Source organism: Microbacterium capsulatum, assembly GCF_030865425.1.
In the GTDB taxonomy this organism is placed as follows: Bacteria; Actinomycetota; Actinomycetes; order Actinomycetales; family Microbacteriaceae; genus Microbacterium; species Microbacterium capsulatum.
The window spans coordinates 26,739-49,912 of sequence record NZ_JAVFCB010000011.1; the positions used below are offsets into that span (position 1 = coordinate 26,739).

17 protein-coding genes are annotated in these 23,174 nt (G+C 70.1%); 5 read left to right on the forward strand and 12 right to left on the reverse strand.

The window, feature by feature from the left end; all coding sequences use genetic code 11:
- Positions 1-9: 9 nt before the first annotated feature.
- Both RBR11_RS16265 and RBR11_RS16270 read left to right on the forward strand, forming a co-directional pair.
- Entirely contained in the window at positions 10-1,170 is a 1,161-nt protein-coding gene (locus RBR11_RS16265; protein ID WP_308490428.1) for a PucR family transcriptional regulator, read from the forward strand.
- Positions 1,171-1,297: 127 nt separating this feature from the next.
- Positions 1,298-2,680 (forward strand): aldehyde dehydrogenase family protein, encoded by a 1,383-nt coding sequence (locus RBR11_RS16270; RefSeq protein ID WP_308490429.1) that lies wholly within the window; start codon positions 1,298-1,300, stop codon positions 2,678-2,680.
- 92 nt (positions 2,681-2,772) lie between these two features.
- Here the strand turns inward: RBR11_RS16270 and RBR11_RS16275 are convergent, their stop codons facing one another.
- The 8 genes from RBR11_RS16275 to RBR11_RS16310 form a co-directional block, all read right to left on the reverse strand.
- Complete coding sequence (locus RBR11_RS16275) at positions 2,773-4,422, reverse strand: FAD-dependent monooxygenase (protein WP_308490430.1); 1,650 nt, start codon at positions 4,420-4,422, stop codon at positions 2,773-2,775.
- A complete protein-coding gene (locus tag RBR11_RS16280) occupies positions 4,419-5,081 on the reverse strand; it encodes a 4-carboxy-4-hydroxy-2-oxoadipate aldolase/oxaloacetate decarboxylase (protein ID WP_308490431.1) in 663 nt (220 codons plus the stop codon). The genes RBR11_RS16275 and RBR11_RS16280 overlap by 4 nt, the downstream gene beginning before the upstream one ends.
- The gene (locus RBR11_RS16285; protein ID WP_308490432.1) at positions 5,078-5,731 is read right to left on the reverse strand and encodes an RraA family protein; all 654 of its coding nucleotides are present in this window, start codon (positions 5,729-5,731) and stop codon (positions 5,078-5,080) included. Before RBR11_RS16285 ends, RBR11_RS16280 begins: the two co-directional genes overlap by 4 nt.
- A 13-nt stretch (positions 5,732-5,744) precedes the next feature.
- Positions 5,745-6,413 carry an RraA family protein gene (locus RBR11_RS16290; protein ID WP_308490433.1) on the reverse strand — a complete coding sequence of 223 codons (669 nt, stop codon included), beginning with the start codon at positions 6,411-6,413 and terminating at the stop codon, positions 5,745-5,747.
- On the reverse strand, positions 6,410-7,432 hold the full coding sequence (locus tag RBR11_RS16295; RefSeq protein ID WP_308490434.1) for a DODA-type extradiol aromatic ring-opening family dioxygenase: 1,023 nt from the start codon (positions 7,430-7,432) through the stop codon (positions 6,410-6,412). The genes RBR11_RS16290 and RBR11_RS16295 overlap by 4 nt, the downstream gene beginning before the upstream one ends.
- A 24-nt stretch (positions 7,433-7,456) precedes the next feature.
- Positions 7,457-8,458 carry an amidohydrolase family protein gene (locus tag RBR11_RS16300; protein ID WP_308490435.1) on the reverse strand — a complete coding sequence of 334 codons (1,002 nt, stop codon included), beginning with the start codon at positions 8,456-8,458 and terminating at the stop codon, positions 7,457-7,459.
- A gap of 162 nt (positions 8,459-8,620) precedes the next feature.
- Entirely contained in the window at positions 8,621-10,501 is a 1,881-nt protein-coding gene (locus RBR11_RS16305) for an FAD-dependent monooxygenase (protein ID WP_308490436.1), read from the reverse strand.
- 189 nt (positions 10,502-10,690) lie between these two features.
- Entirely contained in the window at positions 10,691-12,157 is a 1,467-nt protein-coding gene (locus RBR11_RS16310) for an aldehyde dehydrogenase family protein (RefSeq protein WP_308490437.1), read from the reverse strand.
- Positions 12,158-12,483: 326 nt separating this feature from the next.
- On the opposite strand from RBR11_RS16310, the gene RBR11_RS16315 reads away from it, so the two are divergent.
- Positions 12,484-12,774: a hypothetical protein gene (locus RBR11_RS16315; RefSeq protein ID WP_308490438.1), complete on the forward strand. Its 291-nt coding sequence runs from the start codon at positions 12,484-12,486 to the stop codon at positions 12,772-12,774.
- Between the two features lie 208 nt (positions 12,775-12,982).
- Here RBR11_RS16315 and RBR11_RS16320 read toward each other — a convergent pair whose 3' ends face one another.
- The gene (locus RBR11_RS16320; protein WP_308490439.1) at positions 12,983-15,511 is read right to left on the reverse strand and encodes an ATP-dependent Clp protease ATP-binding subunit; all 2,529 of its coding nucleotides are present in this window, start codon (positions 15,509-15,511) and stop codon (positions 12,983-12,985) included.
- Positions 15,512-15,806: 295 nt separating this feature from the next.
- A complete protein-coding gene (locus tag RBR11_RS16325) occupies positions 15,807-16,145 on the reverse strand; it encodes a YbjQ family protein (RefSeq protein WP_308490440.1) in 339 nt (112 codons plus the stop codon).
- 115 nt (positions 16,146-16,260) lie between these two features.
- Between RBR11_RS16325 and RBR11_RS16330 the strand changes: the two genes are divergently transcribed.
- Positions 16,261-17,535, forward strand: a complete 1,275-nt coding sequence (locus RBR11_RS16330) for an LCP family protein (RefSeq protein ID WP_308490441.1) — start codon at positions 16,261-16,263, stop codon at positions 17,533-17,535.
- Positions 17,536-17,828: 293 nt separating this feature from the next.
- On the opposite strand, the gene RBR11_RS16335 is transcribed toward RBR11_RS16330, so the two are convergent.
- Entirely contained in the window at positions 17,829-19,286 is a 1,458-nt protein-coding gene (locus tag RBR11_RS16335; RefSeq protein ID WP_308490442.1) for an HNH endonuclease signature motif containing protein, read from the reverse strand.
- Between the two features lie 160 nt (positions 19,287-19,446).
- On the opposite strand from RBR11_RS16335, the gene RBR11_RS16340 reads away from it, so the two are divergent.
- Positions 19,447-20,715, forward strand: a complete 1,269-nt coding sequence (locus RBR11_RS16340) for a hypothetical protein (protein ID WP_308490443.1) — start codon at positions 19,447-19,449, stop codon at positions 20,713-20,715.
- Between the two features lie 144 nt (positions 20,716-20,859).
- Here RBR11_RS16340 and RBR11_RS16345 read toward each other — a convergent pair whose 3' ends face one another.
- Positions 20,860-23,154 carry a GmrSD restriction endonuclease domain-containing protein gene (locus tag RBR11_RS16345; RefSeq protein ID WP_308490444.1) on the reverse strand — a complete coding sequence of 765 codons (2,295 nt, stop codon included), beginning with the start codon at positions 23,152-23,154 and terminating at the stop codon, positions 20,860-20,862.
- Positions 23,155-23,174: the final 20 nt, after the last annotated feature.

A 23,174-nucleotide genomic window follows, 5' to 3' on the forward strand; every position in this document is an offset into this window, starting at 1 on the left:
AGGCGAGCAATGAATCTCGAAGCACAGGTCCAGGCGTACGCCGACCGCCTCGGCCGGCCGATCATCGTGTTCGACGTCGAGTTCACCGTGATCGCGTTCAGCGTGCACGACGGCGACGTCGACCACGCCAGGCTGGCGATCATCCTCGCCCACCGTGGGTCCTCCCGGGCGCGCGAGTCGATCAAGGAGTACCGCGTCGGCCACGCCGACGGGCCGGTCCTCATCCCCGCGATCGAGGGCGGACAGACCAGGCTCGTCGCCCCGATCCGGCACGACGGCCATCTGGTGGGCTATGTGTCCTCCACACTCCCGGATGGACACCCTGCAGCGGAGGACGACGACGTGCTGCGCGCGGGACGGGAGCAGCTGGGCGTCATCCTCGCGGCAATGGCCCTGGGTCACCGCCAGGACGAGGACCGTGCACTGCGCCTGCTCAGCGGGCTCTTCGAGGGAGAGGCCGAGCAGCGCGCCCGCGCCGCCGACGAGCTGCTCACGAGCGGACTGCTCTCCCCCGCGCCGCACTACACCGCGATCTCGATCGCCGCCCCGCCCGGCGCCGCGACGAGCGCGGCAACCCTGCGCCTGATGCTCGATCGGGCCCTCGCCAGCATCCCGGTCTTCCCCACCCTCCGAGCCGTCGGAGCGGTGGTCGACGGGGAGGCGGTGCTCGCTGTCCCCTATGAGATCGACGCGGAACGCCTGACCGCCCTGCTCGCCCAGCCCGCCTTCTCGATCCTGCGGGCAGGGATCGGCGGGGCCCATGCCCCGCTGGCCGCGGCCCACCGGTCGCTGCGCGAGGCGCGGATCGCCCAGCGCGCCGTCGTCGTGGACGTCGCCCGCAGCAGCGTCGCGCACTGGGCCGACCTGGGCCTCGATCGCGTGCTGCTGCAGCTCCCGCTCGAGGATCTCGCGCTGACGGATCTGCCGGAGGCCGTGCAACGCATCCTCGCCGCCCAGTCCGGCCCCGATCTCGCGCACACGCTCGAGGCCTACCTCGACTGCGGCTGCGATGCGCAGCGCACCGCGCAGGAGCTGCACGTGCACCGCAGCACGCTCTACTACAGGCTGGATCGGATCCGCGCCATCGCCGACGTGGATCTCGCCGACGGCGGCGTGCGCCGGGAACTCCACACGGCTCTGCGCGTTGCCACCCTGGCGTCGCTGCGCTGAGACGCGCGGGCCCCCACGGCCCGGCGACGGCCCGGTGGACACAGTCGCATAATTGACTATATTGATTGTTGATGATTATGCGGCCGCGCGGTCGCATGAGATGCCGCCGCACGCGAGGGAGCCTGCCATGAACGCACTGCTGACGTCCGTCTCCGATCCCGCCGGCCGGCCGATCCTGGACGCGGCGACCCGCGAGGAGGTCGGCCGCGCGCCGGTTCGCACGGTCGAGGACCTGGACCGTGCGATCGCCGCCGCCCGCGAAGCCCAGCCGGCCTGGGCCGCGTTCGGTCACGCCGAACGCTCCCGGCTACTGCGGCTCGTCGCTGACGACCTCGACGCGCACGCCGACGAGCTCGGCCGGATCGTGACCGCGGAGCAGGGCAAGATCGACGGCGCCGGCGAGGTGCACGGCGCCGCACACTGGCTGCGCGCCGCGGCCGACACGGTGCTCGAACCACAGGTGCTCCGCGAGGACGGATCCTCCCGCACCGAGCTGCACTACCTTCCTCTCGGCGTGGTCGCGTCGATCGGACCATGGAACTTCCCGGTGATGATCTCGGTTTGGCACATCGCGCCGGCGCTGCGGATGGGCAACGCCGTGGTGATGAAGCCCTCCGAGAACACACCGCTGAGCGTGCTCGCGCTGGCCGAGATCTTCCGCCGGCACCTTCCTGACGATGTGGTGACCGCGGTCTCCGGCGACCGGGAGGTGGGCGCCGCCCTCGCCGGGCATCCTGACGTGGCGAAGATCGTCTTCACCGGGTCCACGCCGACCGGGCGTCGCATCGTGGAGAGCTCGGCGAACAACCTCGCCCGGCTCACCCTCGAGCTCGGCGGCAACGACGCCGGCATCGTGCTGCCGGGGACCGACGTCGCCGCCGTCGCCGACAAGCTCTTCTGGGGAGCGTTCATGAACACCGGGCAGGTGTGCGCCGCGCTCAAGCGCCTGTATGTGCACGACTCCGTGTACGACGAGGTGGTCGACGCCCTCGCCGAACGCGCCGCCGCCGCGCCGATGGGATCCGGGCACGACAAGACCAACCGGCTCGGACCTGTGCAGAACCCGGCGCAGTTCGAGATCGTGTCGCGGCTCGTCGAGGACGCCCGCGCCCGCGGCGGACGGATCGTCGTGGGCGGCGAGCCCGCGGCCGAGCTCGGCCCGCTGTTCTACCGCGCCACGATCGTCGCCGACGTCTCGGACGGTGCGGCGGTGGTCGACGAGGAGCAGTTCGGACCCGTGCTGCCGGTCGTGCGCTACGCCGACGTCGACGACGCCGTGCGCCGCGCCAACGGCACCGAGCAGGGCCTGGGCGCCTCGGTCTGGGGCCCGGACCCCGACGAGGCGGCAGCCGTCGCGCAGCGCCTCGAGGCCGGTACGGTGTGGATCAACCAGCACGGCGGCGTGGACCCGTCGATCCCGTTCGGCGGCACGAAGGCCTCGGGCTACGGCCTCGAGTTCGGTGTGGAGGGACTCAAGGCGATGGCCGCGACGAAGGTCATCCGACGCTGATCGGCCCGTGCGGCGTTCCTCGACAGGAACGCGTTTCGTCGCGCTCCGGCTCCGCCGGTGCTCGCTCAACGACCTGGGGAGGGCGGGCGGGCTCAGGCCGCGCCCCGCAGCAGCTCCCACAGCGCGGCCGCCTCGTCCGCAGCGGGCGCATGGCCCCGCCAGACCACGGTCTGGTCCTGTCGCACGAGAGTGACGGGCCGCGTGTACTCGGCCGGCAGCAGCCCGGCGTCGACCTCGACGACCGCGAAGGGGATCCCCCGCGCCGCGGCGCCCTCGGCGAGCGCGGCGGTGTCCGAACCCGGGGTGCAGACGACCGTGAAGCCCGCCGACAGCCGGTCGTAGAGCGAGGTGCCGTCGGCGAGGCGGAAGTGCGGGGCGCGGCAGCCTGGCACCGTCGACGGTGTGTACGCACCCATCGTGTAGCCCGGCGCGGTCTCGCCGTCGTAGCGGATGATCGGCGACGCGTCGTAGCTGTAGCCGTAGTTCAGGCCCGCGGCGGCGAACTGTGGCTCGTTGAGGTCGTGCACGGCGGCGCCGAACACGCGGCGCGCCTCGTCGCCCTCCGGCCCCTCGTCCTCGATGGCGGCGGGCAGGTCCGGCTTGGCGAGCTTCTGCTGGTGGCTCATCGCGAACTGCGAGACCTGCTCGGTGATCGGCCGGCGCTCGGCCTGGTACGCGTCCAGGATCCGCTCGTCCGCCCATCCGGCGAGGCGGGCGCCCAGCAGCCAGGTGAGGTTCAGCACGTCCGCGATCCCGGCGTTCATCCCGAACCCGGCGAACGGCACCCAGAGGTGGCAGGCGTCCCCGGCGATGAAGACGCGGTCGTCGCGGAACCGGTCGGCGAGCAGCCGCCGGGCGACCCAGTCCTCCTTCGAGACGACCTCGTAGGAGAAGTCGTCGTCGACGCCGAGGATCGCGCAGATTGCGGCATCCCGGTCGACGGATCCCGGGTTCTCCGCCTCCTCGGGCGACAGGTAGGTGTGCACGAGGAACGTCCCGGTGCCGTCGATCGCGTAGACGTGGCCGACGCGGCGGGGGTTGAACGTGTAGTAGCCCCAGGCGCGCGGCTCATCGGCCGACATCTCGGCGTACAGGTGCGGGGCGCGGATGCAGGTGGACTGCACATGCTGCAGCACCGGATCGCCGCTGAGCTTCGCGCCGATCAGCTTCCGCACCGCTGAGCGTCCTCCGTCGGCGCCGATGAGGTAGCGGCCCCGCACTGTGCGCTCGTTCCCGCCGTCCAGGTCGCTGATCGTCGCCGTGACACCGTCGGCGTCCTGCACGAAGGAGTGGAACCGGGTGCGGTTGAGGAGCCTGACCCCGGGCGCCGCGGCGGTGTGCCGCACGAGGATCGGCTCGAGGAAGGTCTGGTTGATCCGGTGCGGCGGCTCGGGCGTCGCCCACGACGTGTCGGGCCCGACCGTCGCGGTGTACCGCTCCCCGCTCGCCGGGATCGGGATACGCGACAGCTCGATCCCGGTGAGCGAGGTGCGAAACGCGACGTCCTGGGGGTGATTCGAGGGCAGGCCCGACGAGCGGACCTCGGCGGCGATCCCGAGTCGGCGCAGGCTCTCCATGGTGCGCGAGGCGACGTGGTTGCACTTCACATTCGGTGGCTCGAGATAGTCGCGTGTCTCGACGACGATCGCGGACACGCCACGGGACGAGAGGTCGAGGGCCGCGAGCAGGCCGACCGGGCCTGCTCCGATGATGAGGACGTCGGCGTCCAGGGTGCCGGTCATCGTGCTCCGATGCTGTCGGCCGCGTCCCGGATCGGATCCCCGAGGCGGCGGAAGTCGTACAGGTCGAGGGTCAGCTCGCCCTCACGGAGACGAGCCATGTAGGCGTCCTCCTTCGTGGCACGGGCGCGGGACGCCTCCAGGATCCGGTCCACGTCGCCGACCGGCAGGATCGCGACGCCGTCGCGGTCGGCGACGACGAGGTCACCCGCGTGCACGACGCGGCCACGCAGGGTGATCGGGACGCCGATCGTCCCTGGCCACTGCTTGACGGTGCCGCGGATCGAGATCGAGGTGCTGAACGCGCCGAAGCCGAGATCCCTCAGCTGCGCGGTGTCGCGCACGCCTCCGTCGATCACAAGACCGGCGATGCCGCGGGCCTGGGCGGCGACGGCCATCACCTCGCCCCAGTACCCGAACGGCGCTCCCCCGCCGTCCACGACGAGCACGTCACCCCGGCCCGCCGCCTCCAGACCGTGATGCAGCGCGAGGTTGTCGCCCAGCTGCGCCGTCACGGGCACCGCGCGACCGACGATCGCCGCCCCCTCCCACGCCGGGCGGAACGCCGGATCGAGGAAGCAGTCGAGCCCCGACGCCTCGTACAGGGTCGCGCTGCCGAGCTGCAGCAGCTCGGCGACGTCGAGCCCGTCCAGGCCGCTCACGCCTCGGCTCGCTGCAGGTCGTGGTATCCGTACCGGGCGCGAGCCTCGGCGATCGAGGCCCCGCCGAGCGCCGCGTCCAGGATCGACTCCTCGCGCGCGTGGATCATCTCGGCGATCTCCAGCACCCGCTCCTCGCAGTCCTGCGGGATCGCGACGACGCCATCCGAGTCGCCGAGAAGGATGTCGCCCGGTCGCACCGTGACGCCGCCGATCGTGACGGGCCCCTGCTCCTCGGCGACCTCGACGCGATCCTTGCCCGTGCGCATGAAGCGCCCGCGGGAGTAGATCGGATAGCCGATCGAGAGGGCGCGGTGCGTGTCGCGGCAGACGCCCTCGATGACCGTGCCCGCGATCCCGCGGTGGTGCGCGACGGCGGTGAGGATGTCGCCCCATACGGTGCAGTCGACACGGCCGTCGTTGTCGAGCACGACCACCTGGCCCGGCTCGACCTGGTCGATGAAGTCGCCGACCGTGCCGGCGGGCACCTGGGCGCTCACGTAGCGCACGGTGAACGCCCGGCCGGCCATCCGCTGGCCATCGGCGAGCGGCGCCAGGCCGAGGAGGCTGCCCTGCCGATGGAGCTTGTCCAGCGCGTCCGAGACGGTCGCGGTGCCGAGCGCGCCGAAGCGCTCGAGGAGGGTGTCGCTCATGATGTCGCTCCGCTCAGGTGGTGATGTCGGCGGTGACCGCCGGGAACTGGGAGTCGTGCATGACCTCGCTCACGTCGCGGCCCGCGCGCACGGCGTCCGCCATCCGCGCCTCCCGCTCGGCGATGCGCTGCGCGAGCTCGACCACGCGCTCGGCCTGGTCGGCGGCGACGAAGACGACGCCATTCACGTCGGCGATGACGTAGTCGTACGACGCGACGGAGACGCCGGCGACCTGGATCCGCTCGTCCATGGCCTGCTGCACGATCCGACCGCGCGCGCTGACCGGCACTGCCGCGCGGGCGAACACGGGCAGGCCCAGCGCCGCGCTCTCCTGGACGTCGCGGCAAGCGCCGTCGACGATCACACCGGAGACTCCGCGCTGCACAGCGGCCTCGGCGAGCAGGCCGCCCCAGCACGACACGTCCGTTCGGCCGTGATTGTCGATCACGACCACGTCGTCGCTCTCGGCGATCGCGACGAGCGGCGTCGCGATGTGCGTCGCGGGGCCGGCCGTGGCCTTGGGCGCCGCCGTGACGGTGCGGACGCGCCCGGCGAGCACCGCGCCCGAGTCCCACCGCGGCGGCAGTGCCGTCACCGCTCCGGGCAGGCCCAGGGTGTCCAGGGCGTCCGACACCGCGCAGCTGTCCAGCTCGCGCAACGCGGCGACGATCGGAGCGGTCATCGGGCGGTCCGCTCCCAGGTGACGAAGCCCATCGCGTTACCGGTGCCCGCCTCCGTGCGGTAGCAGGGCTCGTAGTCGACGTTCGCGACGGTCAGCCCCACCTCGTCGGCGATGCCGGCGACGGCGATCCAGTTGCGCAGTTCGGAGGCCCCGGACGTCATCTCGCCCGCGGGCACCGAGGAGAGGTAGTCGGCGTCGTGGTCCCTCATCGCCTGGATGAACTCGGAGTCGAGCTTCTCGTCGATGACGAAATGGCTGAGCCCGCCGGAGGCGACGACGCCGACGCGGAGGTCGCCGGGGAAGGACTGGATCGCGCGGCCGACGGCGCGGCCGAAGTCGTAGCAGCGCTTGGCACTCGGCGGGTTCGGTTCCCAGAACGTGTTGATGAAGATCGGCACCATCGGGACGGTGGACTCCTCGCCCATGAAGCGCTGGTAGATGAACCCGAAGCCGTGCGGAATGGAGTTGTTCTCGTAGCGGCCGGCGGGGACGATCTCGGTCGCACCGGTGTCGAAGTCCTCCGCCTGGGTGGACTGGATGATGTGCTTGCCGAGCGCCCGATGCGTTGGCCGCACGATCGTGCGGTCCGGGACATCGCCCAGGGCCGCTTCGGCCAGTCCGGGCGCCATCTCGTCGAGCTGCGCCTGGGTGAACGGCACGTGCGCGACCTCGTCGCCCCAGAACACCGAGAACGGCGCGAGCCACTCGTCGCCGTAGGTCTCCTTGTGGTCGCTCGAGACGATGACGAGCACGTCGACATCCTGCGCGGCGATGAACGTCGACAGGGCGTCCATCGAGGCCTGGCAGCTGTCCCAGCGGCGCTGCATGACGTCGTGCGTGATCTCGTGCGAGAAGTCCTCGCGGAGCGCCTTGAGCTCGTCGAAGGAGTAGGTGCCGCCGCGGAACTTCAGGCCCTTGCTGCCGCGATCGGCGACGCCGCGGGTCTCCCAGGCGGCAGGCGGAGCGGCCTTGAGCTGCGGTCCGTGCGAGGTGCCGAATCCGGCGACGATCTCGGTCATGGGTGGGTCCTTTCGGTACAGCGGTCAGAGCCGGAAGAGAGCGCGGGCGTTGTTCTCGAGCACGTCGGCGCGGCTGTCCGCGTCGAGCCATTCGATGTCGTCGATGAGCAGATGGATGTCGTCGAACCAGCGACCGGTCGCGGGATCGATCTGGGATCCGGTGCCCGGCTTCTCGGATCCGAACAGCACGCGATCCGTACCGACCGCCTTCATCAGCAGTTCGAGGCTGTCCTGCGTGTACAGGCAGGAATCGAAATGGAAGTTGCGCAGCTTGTCGAGGTAGGAGACGCCGGTTCGCACGACCGAGGGCAGGAAGCGGCCCATCTGGTATGGGATCGCGCCGCCGCCGTGCGCGACGACGACCTTGAGGTCGGGGAAGTCGGCAAACACGTTCGACTGGATCATGCTCCAGACCGAGACGGTCTCCTCCTGGATGAAGTGCAGGCTGTACGGCTCCCGGGACGGGAACTTGCAGCCCGCCGAGTGCAGCAGCATCGGCACGTCGAGCTCGCAGAGCGCCTCGTACAGCGGGTACCAGTACGGCTCGCCCATCGCCGGCGGCACCTCGGTGCCCTCGTAGGGGTCGGAGTTCACCATCGCGCCGACGAAGCCGAGCTCGGTGACCGCTCGGCGCAGCTCCGGCAGCCACTGCTCGACGCTGAGATACGGGCTCTGCGGGATGCCGGCGACGCCCTTGAACCGGCCGGGGAAGAGCTCGGTGGCGCGTTGGATCAGGTTGTTCGTCTCGACGGTGAACCACTCGACGATCTTCGTCGGGCGCTCGGAGTGCATGGCGTGGAACGGACGCGGCGAGAGCAACTGCAGGTCGATCCCGGCACCGTCGATGTGGTCGAGGTGCGAGATGTTGCCGAAGCTCGGATGCGGGGCGTTGTACGAGGCGATGAGCGCGTCGTCGCTGATCCCCGGCGGCTTGCCGCCGTGCGATCCGCGCGCGGCGAGCAGCGAGGCCTTCCACGCGTAGTACGCATCCGGTGCGGACATGTGGCCGTGGACATCGATGATCACGGGGGGCTCCTTCTGATTTCTCTGCGCTCCGGCGGGCCGGGCTTCCTCGCTGTCTCGACGCTACGAGGGCCCGGTTCGGAGAGGATCGGCGGGGTGCGGGAATCTGACCCGAGGCGATCCGACACGGTGTCCGAATCGCCCGCCGATCGTGCGGTCGGGACGCTACTGCACGAGCACGCTCGCGGCGGCCCGGATCCGTCTCAGGAACGGCTCCGCCGGGTCCTCGGCCGGGGCGTCGCCGCCGCGGACGATCACCGCGAGCGCGTCGTCGAGCACCATCGACGGATCCCCGGGCAGCGCGGCGGACCGCCAGGCCACCTTGCGGTCGGGCCGCACGAGCAGCGCGCCGTCGGCGCCGATCTCGCGCACGGACGTCCAGGCCGCGTCGCCGTCGGCGATCGGGACGACGGCGACCGGGAGCACACCGGCGACGAGGTCGAGCGCCTCCTGCCAGCGCGGCGCGGCGGACGCCGAGGTCAGCAGCGTGAGCCCGGCCGGCACCACGAGGTCGTGCGAGGACAGCGGCGATCCGTCCTCGCCGGTCCGGCTGTCCAGCCAGACGTGCGGCAGATGGTGACCGGGACGGGAGGTCGCGTGGAATGCGACCGGATCCGACGGGTCGCCCGGGACCGGCGTGCCGTCGGGAACGAGTGCTCCCGCCGAGTAGTGGAACCCGGCCTCGACCCCGAGCTGGCTGTAGTCGTGCGCGTTGTGCGCCACCTCGGCCTCGACGCGGGCGCGCATCGCATCGCCCTCGGGGGTGTCGCTCACGAACACCCCGAGGTTGCGGAAACCCTCCTCCTCGTCCTCACCGAAACCGAGCGCGGCGGCGATCGGAGGGTGCCGGTTCGCGTTCTCCAGGGAGTGCGCGGTGTACCAGGCGACGATCGGGCGGCGTTCAGCCTGGTAGCTGTCCAGCAGCGCGTCCGGCGCGTGTCCGTCAAGCACCGCGGCGAGCTTCCAGCACAGGTTCTGCGCGTCCTGGATGCCGCTGTTCAGGCCGAGACCGCCGGTCGGCGGGTGCTTGTGCGCAGCGTCGCCGGCGAGGAACACCCGCCCGGAGCGGAACCGCTTCGCGACCAGGCCGTTGTACGACCAGCGCGTCATCGAGTGCATCGTGATCGCGTGGTCCTCGGCGAGCCCGAGCATGCGGCGGATCGAGTCGAACAGTGCCTTCTCGTCATCGGGATCCCCCTCGACCATCCAGCCCGCCACCGAGACCAGCCACTCCTCGGAGTCGCGATCGTAGTGGGTGGGGCCGAGCGCCTGGATCGTGCCGCGACGGCGCGCGCCGCCCCCGGGATGCAGGAAGTGAGCAAGCAGGGCGTCGGGCTCCGACCAGGCGGAGAGGTCGAGGCTGACGTGGTAGTTGACGACCTCGCGCATGTCGCGGGGGCCCTCGAGTTCGACGCCGAGGAGCGCGGCGCTGTCGCGTCCGCCGTCCGCGGCGATCACGTACCCGGCGCGCACCTCACGGATCGTATCGGTCGCGACGTCGCGGATCGAGACGGTCGCGGCATCCTCATCCTGGCGGATCCCGACGACCTCCTGCCGCGCGCGGATGCGCCCGGGGGCGGCGGCAACCGCGTGCCGGTGGATAAGCGGATCGAGGCGCAGCTGCGGCATGTTCGCGAACGCCCGCGGGCTCGAAGCCCGGTACCGATCGGCGTCGGGACCGCCGCCCCAGGCGGGCACCTCGCCGATCTTCAGGCCGTCGTAGCGGCCGGGGCCGGTCGCCGTCGTGTACCAGACGGCTTTGCGCCAGCGGTCGTGCGTGGGGGTGGCCGCGTAGATGTCCGCCGCGACGCCGATGTCGTGGAAGGCCTCCATCGTGCGCGGGTTGAGCAGGTGCGCTCGCGGGAACCGGAAGACGAAGTCGCGCCGTTCGACGAGCAGCACGTCGATCCCGCGCTGGGCGAGCATGATCGCGCACGTCATCCCGACCGGTCCTCCGCCCATCACGAGGACCTCGACGGTGTCGGGCCATTCGTCCTCGCCGAGCGGCGGCAGCGGAGCGCGGGGGCTCTTCACGGATACGGTCACGGACTCCTCCTCGAATGCAGGAATCCCAGGCTAGGGACGGCCCGGATCCGACCGATACGTGAGCATCGTGCGAAAGTTCGGCCGGCATTCCGACACGATGTCGCAGTACCGCGAGGCGCGCGGACACGACGAAGGAGGACGTGCCGTCCCCCTCGGAGCAGCGCGCCCTCTTCGCCCGCGGGCCGGATCTCAGCCCGAGATGGTGGGGACGGTCACCCACTGCCAGTAGGTGAACTCGTCCAGGTTCCAGTGGCCGCCGTGGCGTCCGCCGTTGCCCGAGGCGCCGATGCCGCCCATCGGGATGTGCGCGGCGTCGTAGATGGTCTGCCCGTTCACGGCGACCATCCCGGCGCGCAGCCGGGACGCGAAGCCGAGCGCCCGGGCGACGTCTCGGGTGTGGATCGCTGCGGTGAGGCCGTAGTCGCTGGCGTTGGCGAGCGCGAGGGCCTCGTCCTCGGTACGGAACCGGGTGACCGGCGCCACCGGGCCGAAGATCTCGGAACGGAACGCCGCGTTGTCCTCGTCCACCCCGTCCAGAACGGTCGGCTCGTAGAAGAGACCGTCATGCGATCCGCCGTGAACGATCCGGGCACCGCCCACGACCGCCTCCTGCACGATGCCGTGCACGCGTTCGGTCTGGGCGCGGGTGATGAGCGGACCCAGGGTCGTGCCAGGAGTGAGCGGATCACCCGGCACGAAGGCTTGGGCGGCGACCCGCAGCCGCTCCACGTATTCGTCCGCGACGCTCTCGTGCACGAGGTGGCGTCCGGTGGCCATGCAGATCTGCCCCTGGTGCCGGAAAGATCCGCCGACGCCGGCGGCGACCGCCCTGTCCAGATCCGCGTCCGCCATCACGATGAACGCGTTGTTGCCGCCGAGCTCCAGCACGACCCGTTTGAGCAGCCCGCCGGCCAGCTCGCCGACCCGGCGGCCCGCCGCGGAGGATCCGGTGAAGGAGATCACATTCGTGTGCGGCGAGCGCACCACGGCTTCGCCGGTCGCGGGCCCACCGGGCAGCACGTGCAGCACTCCATCCGGGAGACCCGCACGGCGGAAGATCTCGGCGATCGCCGCACCGCCCGAGAACGCCGTCTTGACGTCGGGCTTGAGCAGCACGGCGTTGCCGAGGGCGATCGCGGGTGCGACCGAGCGGATCGCGAGCATGAGCGGGGCGTTCCAGGGCGAGATCACGCCGACGACGCCGACCGGGATGCGCCGCGCCATGCCGATCGTCGCCGGATCCTCCACCGGCAGAAGATCGCCCTGCGACATCGTGACCAGACCGGCCGCGGCGACGAGCTCGTCGATCGCCTTGTCGATCTCGTGCCGGGCCTTGCCGGGCAGCGATCCGCTCTCCCGGATCAGGACGTGCGCGACGTCCCCGCGGATCTCCCGGAGCGCCTGCGCCGCGCCCATGAGCACATCGGCCCTGGTGCGGTAGGAGGTGCGGCCCCAGTCGGCCTGCGCCGCGACCGCGCTGCGGCCCGCGCGCTCCACATCCGACTCGTCGGCGATCCCCGCGTGAGCGACGAGGCCGCCGTCACCGGGAGATGTGATCGGCTCGACGCCGCCCGACCCGGGCCGCCAGCCGTCGGAGAAGATCAGCCCGTCGATGCCCTCGATGTCCCACCGCGCCATCGCAGCCTCCGTCCTCATCGTCGAGCGATACCACGGCGATGCTAATCGACCGCACCGAGGCGTCTCCCCGTCGCGGCGGCGCAACGCGAGGCACCGGTGTCCGACACCGTGTCGCGACGGCGGCGCCAGCGCTCTGGATGCGGGATACCGTCAGCGGTGGGATGCGCCTACGCTCGGCTTCTGCTAGGGTGGGCGATTCCGCGCACAGCCTGCCGACGTCTCTTCGGCGCAGCGCGAACCCCCTCGGCCGGAGACCTCTCCTGCGAACCGCATCGACGCGCGCCCGCACACCCGGCCGGATCCTTCACGGCGGATCAGTCCGCCCCGAACGTCTGAGCATCACCATGAACAACCTGACCTGGCGACAGGCCGACCACGACGTGTTCGTCGCGACCCGGGACGGCGAGTACGCCGGCTTCGTGGCCGTCGACGGCACCACCCATGTCCTGCACGACCGGCACAGCCGCCGGCTCGGCAGCTACCCGTCCCTGTCCGCCGCGCGCACCGCCCTGGAGTCCGCTCCGGCCGGATCCGTCCTGCCCGCGGGCACCGGATCCGCCTCCGCCCGTCGCCGCCGGTCACGCACGTCGCACGACCGCCGCCCGGCCACGAGGAGCACCTCCCGGGGTCGCTGAGCCGCGCCCCTTCTCGGGGTCGTTGAGCGAGGACGGCGAAGCCGACCGAGACGAAACGCAGTCCTCCCCGGGATCGGCGCGTTTCGTCTCCCGGAGACCAGCGCTCAACGACCTGAGTACGCCGAAGGGGGCGGGTGCCGAAGCACTCCGCCCCTTCGGGACTACGAGCAGACCGTGCGAGCAGACCGTGCCGGTCAGACCGGACGGATCAGGCCGTCCCGCCCGCCGCGAGATCCGGCGTGGTCGGGATCGTGCCCTGCGTGTTGACGCCGAGCGAGACCTTCTCGCCGCGCGGACCCGTCGTGAAGACGAACTTGCCGTCCACCGCGTCCACGTGCACGTGGTCGCCGGGGTTGAGCTCGCCGTGCAGGATCTTCTCCGACAGCTGGTCCTCGACCTCGCGCTGCATCGCACGACGCAGCGGCCGGGCGCCGAGCGTCGGGTCGAAGCCCAGGTCGATGAGGCGGTCCTTCGCGGCGTCCGTCAGCTCCACCGTCATGTCGCGGTCGAGCAGGCGGTCGCTCAGGCGCTTCGTGAACAGGCCCACGATCTGACGCAGCTCGTCCTTGTTCAGCTGCGGGAAGACGATCACGTCGTCCAGGCGGTTCAGGAACTCGGGCTTGAAGTTGCGCTTGAGCTCCTCGTCGACCTTGCCCTTCATCCGCTCGTAGGTGCTCTGCGCGTTGCCCTCGATCTGGAAGCCGACCGGGCCACCCGCGATCGCCGACGAGCCGAGGTTCGTCGTCATGATGATCACGGTGTTCTTGAAGTCGATCACGCGGCCCTGGCCGTCGGTGAGGCGGCCTTCCTCGAGGATCTGCAGCAGCGAGTTGAAGATGTCCGGGTGGGCCTTCTCGATCTCGTCGAAGAGCACGACCGAGAACGGCTTGCGGCGCACCTTCTCGGTGAGCTGGCCGCCCTCCTCGAAGCCGACGAAGCCCGGAGGGGCGCCGAACAACCGGGAGACGGTGTGCTTCTCGCCGAACTCGCTCATGTCCAGCGAGATCAGGGCGCCCTCGTCGTCGAACAGGAACTCCGCGAGCGCCTTGGCCAGCTCGGTCTTGCCGACGCCGGTGGGGCCGGCGAAGATGAACGAGCCGCTGGGGCGCTTCGGGTCCTTCAGGCCCGCACGCTGACGACGGATCGTCTTCGACAGGGCGGCGATCGCCTCCTCCTGGCCGATGACGCGCTGGTGCAGCGCCTTCTCCATGAAGACGAGGCGGCTGGACTCCTCCTCGGTGAGCTTGAACACCGGGATGCCCGTGGCCTGGGCCAGGACCTCGGCGATCAGGCCCTCGTCGACGACCGCGTTGGTCGCGACGTCGCCCGAACGCCACTGCTTCTCGAGGCGCAGGCGCTCGGCGAGCAGCTCCTTCTCCTGGTCGCGCAGGGCCGCGGCCTTCTCGAAGTCCTGCTCCTCGCTGGCCAGCTCCTTCTCCTCGCGGACCTTGGCGATCTTGTCGTCGAACTCGCGCAGCTCCGGCGGGGAGGACAGGATCGACAGACGCAGGCGCGCCCCGGCCTCGTCGATCAGGTCGATCGCCTTGTCCGGAAGGAACCGGTCGGCCACGTAGCGGTCGGCGAGGTTCGCCGCGGCGACGAGCGCGCCGTCGGTGATCTGCACCTTGTGGTGCGCTTCGTAGCGGTCGCGCAGACCCTTCAGGATGTTGATCGTGTGCGGCAGGCTCGGCTCCTGCACCTGGATCGGCTGGAACCGGCGCTCCAGGGCCGCGTCCTTCTCGAAGTGCTTGCGGTACTCGTCGAGCGTGGTCGCGCCGATCGTCTGCAGCTCGCCGCGGGCGAGCAGCGGCTTCAGGATGCTCGCCGCGTCGATGGCGCCCTCGGCGGCGCCCGCACCCACGAGGGTGTGGATCTCGTCGATGAAGACGATGATGTCGCCGCGCGTGCGGATCTCCTTGGTGACCTTCTTCAGGCGCTCCTCGAAGTCGCCGCGGTAGCGGGATCCGGCGATGAGGGATCCGAGGTCGAGCGAGTAGAGCTGCTTGTCCTTCAGCGTCTCGGGGACGTCGCCCTTCACGATCGCCTGGGCCAGGCCCTCGACGACGGCGGTCTTGCCGACGCCGGGCTCGCCGATCAGCACCGGGTTGTTCTTGGAGCGGCGGGAGAGGATCTGCATGACCCGCTCGATCTCCTTCTCGCGCCCGATGACCGGGTCGAGCTTGCCGTCGCGCGCGGCCTGCGTCAGGTTGCGGCCGAACTGGTCGAGCACCTGCGAGCCGCCCTGGGCCTGCTGCTGGGGGTCGTGCGACGCCCCGGAGACGGCGGCGGGCTCGCGGCCCGGGGATCCGGACAGCATCTGGATGACCTGCTGGCGCACCTTGTTCAGGTCTGCGCCGAGCTTGACGAGCACCTGAGCCGCCACTCCCTCGCCCTCGCGGATGAGGCCGAGGAGGATGTGCTCGGTGCCGATGTAGTTGTGGCCGAGCTGCAGCGCCTCGCGCAGGCTCAGCTCGAGGACCTTCTTGGCGCGCGGGGTGAACGGGATGTGTCCGGTCGGCTGCTGCTGGCCCTGCCCGATGATGTCCTGCACCTGCTCGCGGACGGCGTCGAGGGAGATGCCCAGCGACTCCAGCGCCTTGGCCGCGGCTCCCTCGCCCTCGTGGATGAGGCCGAGGAGGATGTGCTCGGTGCCGATGTAGTTGTGGTTGAGCATCTTCGCCTCTTCCTGGGCGAGGACGACGACACGACGGGCTCGGTCGGTGAATCTCTCGAACATGTCACTCCTTGTTCGTTGCCCTCTCGGGCGAAGGCCCGTTTCGGCGGTGGCGCCGCCGGGCGATGGCACGCTCCGTGCCGGATACATCGAGAGTAACGACCGGGCAAGCGCCGCATGCCCGTGTTCGCCGTCGGCATAGCCGTGCGACGCCGGGTTGCGGGGCCGGTCGGATCGGTCCCCGAGCCCGTCGAAGGGACCGTTCCGTCAGCCGACCGCTCCGTGGTCCCCGAGCCCGTCGAAGGGACCCCGCTGGATCCGGGCGCATCGAAGCCGCAGCCGCCGGATCCCCTCCTTCTCAGGCCGCGGGCGCGGATCCGTCGAGCGGCTCGATCACCACCGCGGTGCCGTACGCGCACACCTCGGTGAAGCTGCCGAGCGCGCCGGTGTCGAAGCGCATCGCGATCACGGCGTTGCCGCCGCGCTGGGTGGCCTCGGCCCAGAGCCGGTTCATCACCTCGTAGCGCGACTCGTACATCACCTGGGTGTATTCCGGGATCTCGCCGCCGCCGATGGCGCGGAATCCCGCGGTGAAGCCCTGCCCGAAGTTCATCGAGCGGACGGTGAGGCCCATGACCTCGCCGAGCACCTGCGTGACCCGGTAGCCGGGCACGTCGTTCGTCGTCACCATGAACATGGGCTCATCGTGGCACGGTGCACGTCCGGGGGCTAGAGGCGCCGCTCCCGGATAGCGCACAGGTGGACCCTCCAGGATCGACGAGGCCCCTGCCCGCCGACAGGAACGGATCCGTATGACCTCGCGCACGCCCGAGCAGATCGCCGCTCGCCGACGCATGTTCCGGCGACGCCGGATCGTCTTCGGCATCAGCGCCGCCGTCGTGCTCATCCTGATCGCGGCCATCGCGTTCGCCGTCACGACGTACGTCGACGCGAACAACGGGATCCACCGCTCCTCCATCGCCGACAACGGACCGGCGCAGAACACGGGCGAATCGAACTTCCTGATCATGGGGCTGGACAGCCGGGTGGACGAGAACGGCAATCCGTTCCCGCAGGCGATCTACGACCAGATCCACGCGGAGGATTCGTCGGTCGGCGGGTACAACACGAACGTGCTGATGCTGATCCACATCCCGGCCGGCGGCGGCAAGGCCGTCGGGATCTCGATCCCGCGCGACGACTACGTCGACTTCGTCGGCTCCCCGGGCGGGGTGAACAAGGGAAAGATCAAGGAGGCGTACGGCGACGCGTTCGAGTCCACGATCGAGAAGCTCGTGAACAAGGGCGTCGCACACGCCGACGCGTACCAGCAGGCGCGCACAGCGGCGCGGCAGAGCACGATCAAGACGGTGTCGGCGTTCCTCGGCGGAGTGCGGATCGATCACTTCGTCGAGGTGACGATGGCCGCGTTCTACGAGGTCGCGCAGGCGGTTCAGCCGGTGACGGTGTGCCTGAACCACGCGACCGCGGACACGTTCTCGGGGGCGAACTTCCCCGCCGGGGTGCAGCAGCTGAACGCGTCGCAGGCGATGGCGTTCGTACGGCAGCGCCGCGACACGACCACGAGCGACTTCGACATGACGGATCTGGACCGCACGCGCCGCCAGCAGGCGTTCATGGTGTCGCTGGCCGTGAAGCTCAAGCAGGCGTCGACGTTCACCGACTTCGGCAAGCTGCAGAAGCTCATCGACGTCGCGAAGAAGGACGTCGCCCTCGACGACAACCTCGACCTGCTGTCGTTCGCGCAACAGGCGCAGAGCCTGGCCGGCGGCAACATCTCGTTCGTCACCCTGCCCGTCAAGGAGTTCGGCACTCGCAACGGCCAGAGCGTGAACATCGTCGACGTCGACGCGATCCGGGCTCAGGTGAAGGATCTGCTGAACCCGCCGACGCCGACGGCGGCGCCCACCTCCTCGGCCGCACCGTCGAAGTCTTCGGGGCCTTCGAAGTCTTCGGGATCTTCGGGCTCGTCCGGTTCGTCGGGCGCCTCGACTCCGGCGCCGCACCCGGTGTACACGGACTCGTCGACGCCCCTGCAGTCGGGGAACGTGCCCTGCGTGAACTGAGCGGGGCGCGCCGCGGTCGTTGAGCGAGCGGAGCGAGACGTGCCGCATCGCCCGGCACCGCTCGTTGAGCGAGCGGGGCGAGACGCACTCCTCATCCGGTCGTTGAGCGAGCGGGGCGAGACGGAACGTCGTGAGCTGCCGGCACATGCTGCTGTCGCGCAACGCATCCCCCGTTTGGCCTCGCCCCTCGCCTTGCTCGGCGCTGCGCACGGGGCGCTCGACGACTTGGGGCGCTCGATGACCCGGAGAAGGCACCCCGGTTGCGCCTGACGCGCTCCCTCACCGGGACGGGTTCAGGCGGCGGGGCGGAATCGTCTCGGCGGCGGATCGATGTCGCCCCACAAGTACCGCAGCGGTAGGCGTTCCCGCAGCACACGCACACGCACAGCGGAATCATGCAGGACGAAGTCGCCGGGCCCGCACCCCGGAGTCCTCGCAGAGCGCGTGATCGTCCATCCGCCATGGTGAAGTTCCATGTGGTGGAATCTGCACAGCAGGATCCCTCGGTCGATGTCCGTGCGCCCCTGGTCGCGATGCCACTCGTCGATGTGATGCGCCTCGCAATATGACGCCGGCCGGTCGCAGCCGGTCCACCGGCACCCACCATCCCGGATCGCGAGCGCGACCCGCTGCCGAGCAGTGAACAGCCGCGACTCACGCCCCACGTCCAGTGGATTCCCGCATCCGTCGACGGTCACGGCCACCACACCGGTCTCGCACATTCGTCGCTCGGCAACGGCTGCGGGAAGCGCGGTCAGCCCGTCCTCCGTGAAGGCGACCGGGCCAGGAACGTCATCCGATGCGTCCACCCGCACGAGACGGAGCCCTGCCTGTCGCGTGCCGAAGACGGCTTCCGGCTCCGCGAGGGTTCCGGCGCGAACGACGTCCAGCAGCAGGTCATACGCGAGCTGCTCATTCGTGCGCGGATCTTCCGCCAGTCCCATCGCGAGGGTCTTCTCGTCCGGGTCGACGAATCGGGGGCCTCCCCTCCGCGGACGCAGCGCGGCGGCGAAGATCGACTCCACGAACGCGCCGCCCTCGTCATCGAACGCGATCGACGCCCGCCGCATCCCGTCGTGATCGAGGAACGTGCGGAACGATCGCCTCTCGAACCGGGCGAGGAACCTCTCCTCCGCGCCATGAGGATCCAGCAGATCCCGGATGGTCCGCGCCTGCGCCAGGAGCTCTTCCACGGTCCTACCCGCAGCTTCGTCGGTCAGCTGCAGCGCAGCGTGCTCCCACGCCTCGCTCGCACCGTCGGGCGGATCTCCGAGCCCTCGTCGTATCGCGTCGAACTGCGCCGACGACAACCTCTCCTCCCGCAGAGCGACGCTGAGGCAGGTGTACCACGGCGCCGCAGTCTCGTCCTGCCCGACCGCCACCTCTTCCGAAGGCTCACCCTGCACCGGCGCGGCGACGAGGGCCTCCCCGACGCGCACCTGCCTCGCGGCATCACCCTTCGTCACTCCCCCGAGCTCCTGCAGCAACGACACCGCGGACCGATGCCCCAGGCGCTGTGCGAGCCCCGAATGTCCGGACTCGCGATACGAGCGCTGGGCGATCACGCCCGCGCTGATGAGCTGGATCTGCTCGATCAGGCGCCCGACCTCGCCCGCCTCCCGCCGCACCGCGACCGCCTCCTCGTCGCCGAGGTTCTCGATCACCACTTGCACATCGGATGCGGACGCACCCGCGCCGACCCGCCCCGCGAGGGTCGGGATCAGCGCCGTGATCGCATCGAAGGAAGCCATACCCCATGGTCTCAGCCACCGCCGACATTCGAAGATCTGTTCGCAGGTTTGACCCTCGAAATCATGTCACAGAACGGTAACAACCGGTGAGCTGACCGACCACGGCGGCATTTCCACAGGCAGTCTGACGCGTCTCGCGCCGACGCCCTACGCTGGCGGAGTGACCGACCCGTTCGATGATCTCGATCCCCGCGAACATCAGCCGCGCAGCCCTGGAGGATCCGCCTTCCCTGCAGGGTCCGCCTCCACTGCCGGATCGGCGCCCCCGGGAGGATCCGCCTTCGGCCCCGCCGCCGACCCCGGGTACGTGCCGCCGTCGAGCCAGCCGCATTTCGCGCCGTCCGCCACCGGCTTCGCCACCTGGCTCGTGCACCAGCCCGATGTCACGCCCGAGCTCTTCGAAGAGATGATGAGCACGTTCGAGGGGCTGCTCGTGGTCATGCGCGACGAGGGCCTGCGCCCGGATGTCCCGCAGCATGTGGAGAGGCTCATCGAACTGCTGATCGCCGACGACGACGCGGCAGAGTCTGATCCGGATCTCTTCGACGACGCACTGTCGGCGCTCGACGGCTATCTGCACTTCCGCATCGAGAACTCCCGCGATCCGGAGGAGTGGGAGGACGTGCACGACGCCCTCGAGGAGGCGATGGCGGCGCACGACGACGCGGGGTTCGACGACGCCCTGAACGAACTGCTGACCGAAGAGGATCCGGTTCCCGACGACGTCAAGCTGCGCGCGTACGCGGAGCTTCCGATCCTCCGCGCCATTCCCGACCTGCTGATGTGGATCGGCCGCGGACTGACGGTGACGGCGACCGGCGCGCTGCGTCGAGCCGACATCGAGTACGTCGAGGGCCTGCTGGGGCTTCGGGCTCATGGAACGAACGAGCCGTGGTCGCCGCGCAGCGCCTCCGATCCCGACGCTCCGATCGCGGCGCGATCGATGCGCGACGTGCCGCTGCTCGAGGCGTGGTGGGAGTCGTTGCAGACGGCGCGCGTCATCGAACGCGACCGGTCGCAGATGCGCCCAGGGCCTGCGACGGAACGTGCGTCGACGGCGCTGACGCTCGAGGTGGCAGAAGAGGTGATCGGCTACTTCCTCGCGAACGCTGTCAGCGGATCCGGCTGGTTCAGCCCCGTGGCCGCCGAGGTCGCGGTCGAGATCATCGCGATGCTGATGTCGGCGATCGCTCCCGACCGGATCGCGCGGAATGCGGACCCCGACGAGCCGGCATCGATGCGTGACGAGGTGGTGGAGGGGCTCGCCGAGACGCGACTCCGGGACCTCGCTTCGATGGGCCTGGTGGTTGCGGCGGCCGACGGAGGCTGGAGTGTCCCCGATGAGCTGCGCCACGTCGTCGCGCGCGCGACGGTCCTCGCGGCGACGCTGGTGATGGCCGGCGACGAATACGACGACAGGGAAGACTGACCCGGAACCAGCCCCTGAGCCCGTAGGCCGAGTCCTTGAGCCCTCAACTGCTGCGCCATCGCGTCGAAGGAGGCCGTACCCGATGGTGTCAGCGCGCCATCGACATTCAAACGAGTATCCGTAATCCGCGGAGGAAGAGGAGGGTCACGGGGCGATAGCAGCCTGCTCCTCGTCGCCATCGATGCGCGCCGACACGACACGTTCTGCTGCGAGCCCCTCCCGAACCCGATCCACGACGCCGGGCTCAAGCGACCAGCGGGATCCCGATCCGGGCTGATCCTCCGCGACACCCCGCCCTTCAGCCGCTCCGTCTGGCCCGGGCTCCGGCCCACCATCGGCTTGCGATTCTCCCCGCTCATCGCCGCTGTCTTCCTCGACCGGGAGCCCGATGAGCGCGCGCAACCGATCCGGAGCGAGCCGTCGTGAAGGATCCGCGCGCCCTTCCTTGTCGAAGGACAGCCCCTCGAGCTGCAGCACCTCGATCACGGGGGCGCCGGCGTGCGAGCTGCCCGATGGCCACACGAACCCGGAGCTCGCCTCCCCCGTCCACCGCAGCACGCGCCAGGCCCCTTCAGGCGCAGCCTTCGCGAGACGCTGGCCCACGGCGACCGCGTGGCTGCCGATGACCGTCGCCGCCTCGTAGTAGGTCGTCCAATAGCCCGGTGGGATCGCCGCCGTCAGCTCGGCGAGCAGCGCCCAGCGGCGCTCGACATCGGTGGGATCGTCGTCGATGACGACGGGTCCGCGCCAACGGTCGATCACCCGATTCGCGAGGTGGTCGGCGCGTTCCCGAATCTGCGCAGCACCCCAGGTCGCCTTGCGCGCGATCTCCTGGTTATCTGGGATCGAGCTGTTCGACAATTCCAGGCGCTTCTCCGCGAACGGCCGATTGCTCAGCTCAGAGTTGTAGCCAGTGAGAGTCAGGTTGCCCAGCGTGTGCACCAGACCCTCATAGACGAGGTCGAGGTCCTCGCCAGGTTCGAGCGACGCCCCGAACTCCTCGCGCCACACGTCGGTGAGAGTCTGCGGCAGCACGTGCTCGATCGTCGTGCCGTCGAAGATCGCCGATTCCTTGCGCCCGTGGAGCTCAAGGATCCACTCCAGAATCGTCCGCCTCTGCGCTGCGCGCCCGACCCAGTAGAAGTTGCGCGTCGCGATCGCCGTGCGCACCTGCTCATCGGACGCGAAGCGCCGGCGGCCGGTCGACAGGAACCGCAGCAGGAACACGGCCGGATCCGGCTCATCCACGATGCGGTGCGCAGCATCGTTGAGGATGTCGCCCAGGCCCGATGCGGTGGCGCCGACGAGGAACCGGCGCACGAGGTACCCCTCCAGCGCGTCGAGGGCGTCGGCCACCTGGCTCGGCGTGAACGTCTTGCGCTGCCCCTCATCGAGGATCCGCACGATGAGCGCCTCCGCTCCCGCAGCGCCCCATCGCGCCGAGCGCCGCAGCAGCCGACGCACCACGGGATCGGGTTCCGCGCTCGGATTGCGGACGACCCGCAGGGAGCGCGCGGCGCGCTCGATGCGACGGAGGAATTCCTCGACCCGCGTCGCATCCATTCCGACGATGCGCGCCTTCTGCGCGTCGAAGGTATCGGCGCGGCGCGTGGTCGGATCCTGCCAGAGCAGGTCGTACCAGAACAGATTGACCAGGTCATCAGGGGAAAGACCATCCTGCAGGGGCTGCCAGATGGAGTCGTAGACCGCCTCCCCTCTGTCGCCGAGTCGCATGAAGACGAGGTTGCGGATGAGGTCGGCCTGCGTGAGCGGCAGACCGGTGTTGTTGAGCGACTCGAAGATCCGGTAGACGTTGTCGTCGTCCTGCGTCGTGATCGTGACGAAATGGAGTCCGTTGAGCACAGCCTGCTGGATCTCGCTGGCGTCCGGATCCCCGCCATCGAGCCTGCCCAGCGCCCTGGCGAAGAAGCGGTACGCGTCGTCGAGGCGCGAATCCGGATCGTCGCGGTGCACTCCGCCCAGCATTCCGAGATAGAGCTGGCGATCGGCCTGCGTCGGCAGAAGCTTCCACTGCGCGTCGCCGCTCTGGAATCGGTTGGTCAGATAGGTCTCGTGGACCTCTGCGCGGCGCTGCGGATCGTCGATCGAATCCCAATGATCGCGGAGCGCGAGCAACAGAACACTAAGCGTCGTGAGCCGTTGCTGGCCGTCGACAACGGTGAACGTCGTCATCCCGCCCGGATCCGGCAGTCCTGCGGCAAGGACGAGTGACCCGGTGAAGTGCCCGTGGTTCGGCGCTGTGCGGCGCCGACGGGCAGTGTCGACGACGTCGTCCCATAGCTGTTCGTAGTGCACGTTCTCCCACGAGTACCGGCGCTGGTACAGCGGGATCAGGTAGCGGTTCCGACCCTCGAGCACGCGGCCGAGCGAGTATTCCTTGACGTCCACGAGAGCGAGTCTGGCAGACTGGGCGGACATTCGCGGTGGGGCTGTCCGGG

Bases quoted from the DNA above. Each gene is read 5' to 3' on its own strand.
- RBR11_RS16265 (WP_308490428.1), top strand. From the start codon at position 10: ATGAATCTCGAAGCACAGGTCCAGGCGTACGCCGACCGCCTCGGCCGG.
- RBR11_RS16270 (WP_308490429.1), top strand. From the start codon at position 1,298: ATGAACGCACTGCTGACGTCCGTCTCCGATCCCGCCGGCCGGCCGATC.
- RBR11_RS16275 (WP_308490430.1), bottom strand. From the start codon at position 4,422: ATGACCGGCACCCTGGACGCCGACGTCCTCATCATCGGAGCAGGCCCG.
- RBR11_RS16285 (WP_308490432.1), bottom strand. From the start codon at position 5,731: ATGAGCGACACCCTCCTCGAGCGCTTCGGCGCGCTCGGCACCGCGACC.
- RBR11_RS16290 (WP_308490433.1), bottom strand. From the start codon at position 6,413: ATGACCGCTCCGATCGTCGCCGCGTTGCGCGAGCTGGACAGCTGCGCG.
- RBR11_RS16295 (WP_308490434.1), bottom strand. From the start codon at position 7,432: ATGACCGAGATCGTCGCCGGATTCGGCACCTCGCACGGACCGCAGCTC.
- RBR11_RS16310 (WP_308490437.1), bottom strand. From the start codon at position 12,157: ATGAGGACGGAGGCTGCGATGGCGCGGTGGGACATCGAGGGCATCGAC.
- RBR11_RS16315 (WP_308490438.1), top strand. From the start codon at position 12,484: ATGAACAACCTGACCTGGCGACAGGCCGACCACGACGTGTTCGTCGCG.
- RBR11_RS16320 (WP_308490439.1), bottom strand. From the start codon at position 15,511: ATGTTCGAGAGATTCACCGACCGAGCCCGTCGTGTCGTCGTCCTCGCC.
- RBR11_RS16325 (WP_308490440.1), bottom strand. From the start codon at position 16,145: ATGTTCATGGTGACGACGAACGACGTGCCCGGCTACCGGGTCACGCAG.
- RBR11_RS16330 (WP_308490441.1), top strand. From the start codon at position 16,261: ATGACCTCGCGCACGCCCGAGCAGATCGCCGCTCGCCGACGCATGTTC.
- RBR11_RS16335 (WP_308490442.1), bottom strand. From the start codon at position 19,286: ATGGCTTCCTTCGATGCGATCACGGCGCTGATCCCGACCCTCGCGGGG.
- RBR11_RS16345 (WP_308490444.1), bottom strand. From the start codon at position 23,154: ATGTCCGCCCAGTCTGCCAGACTCGCTCTCGTGGACGTCAAGGAATAC.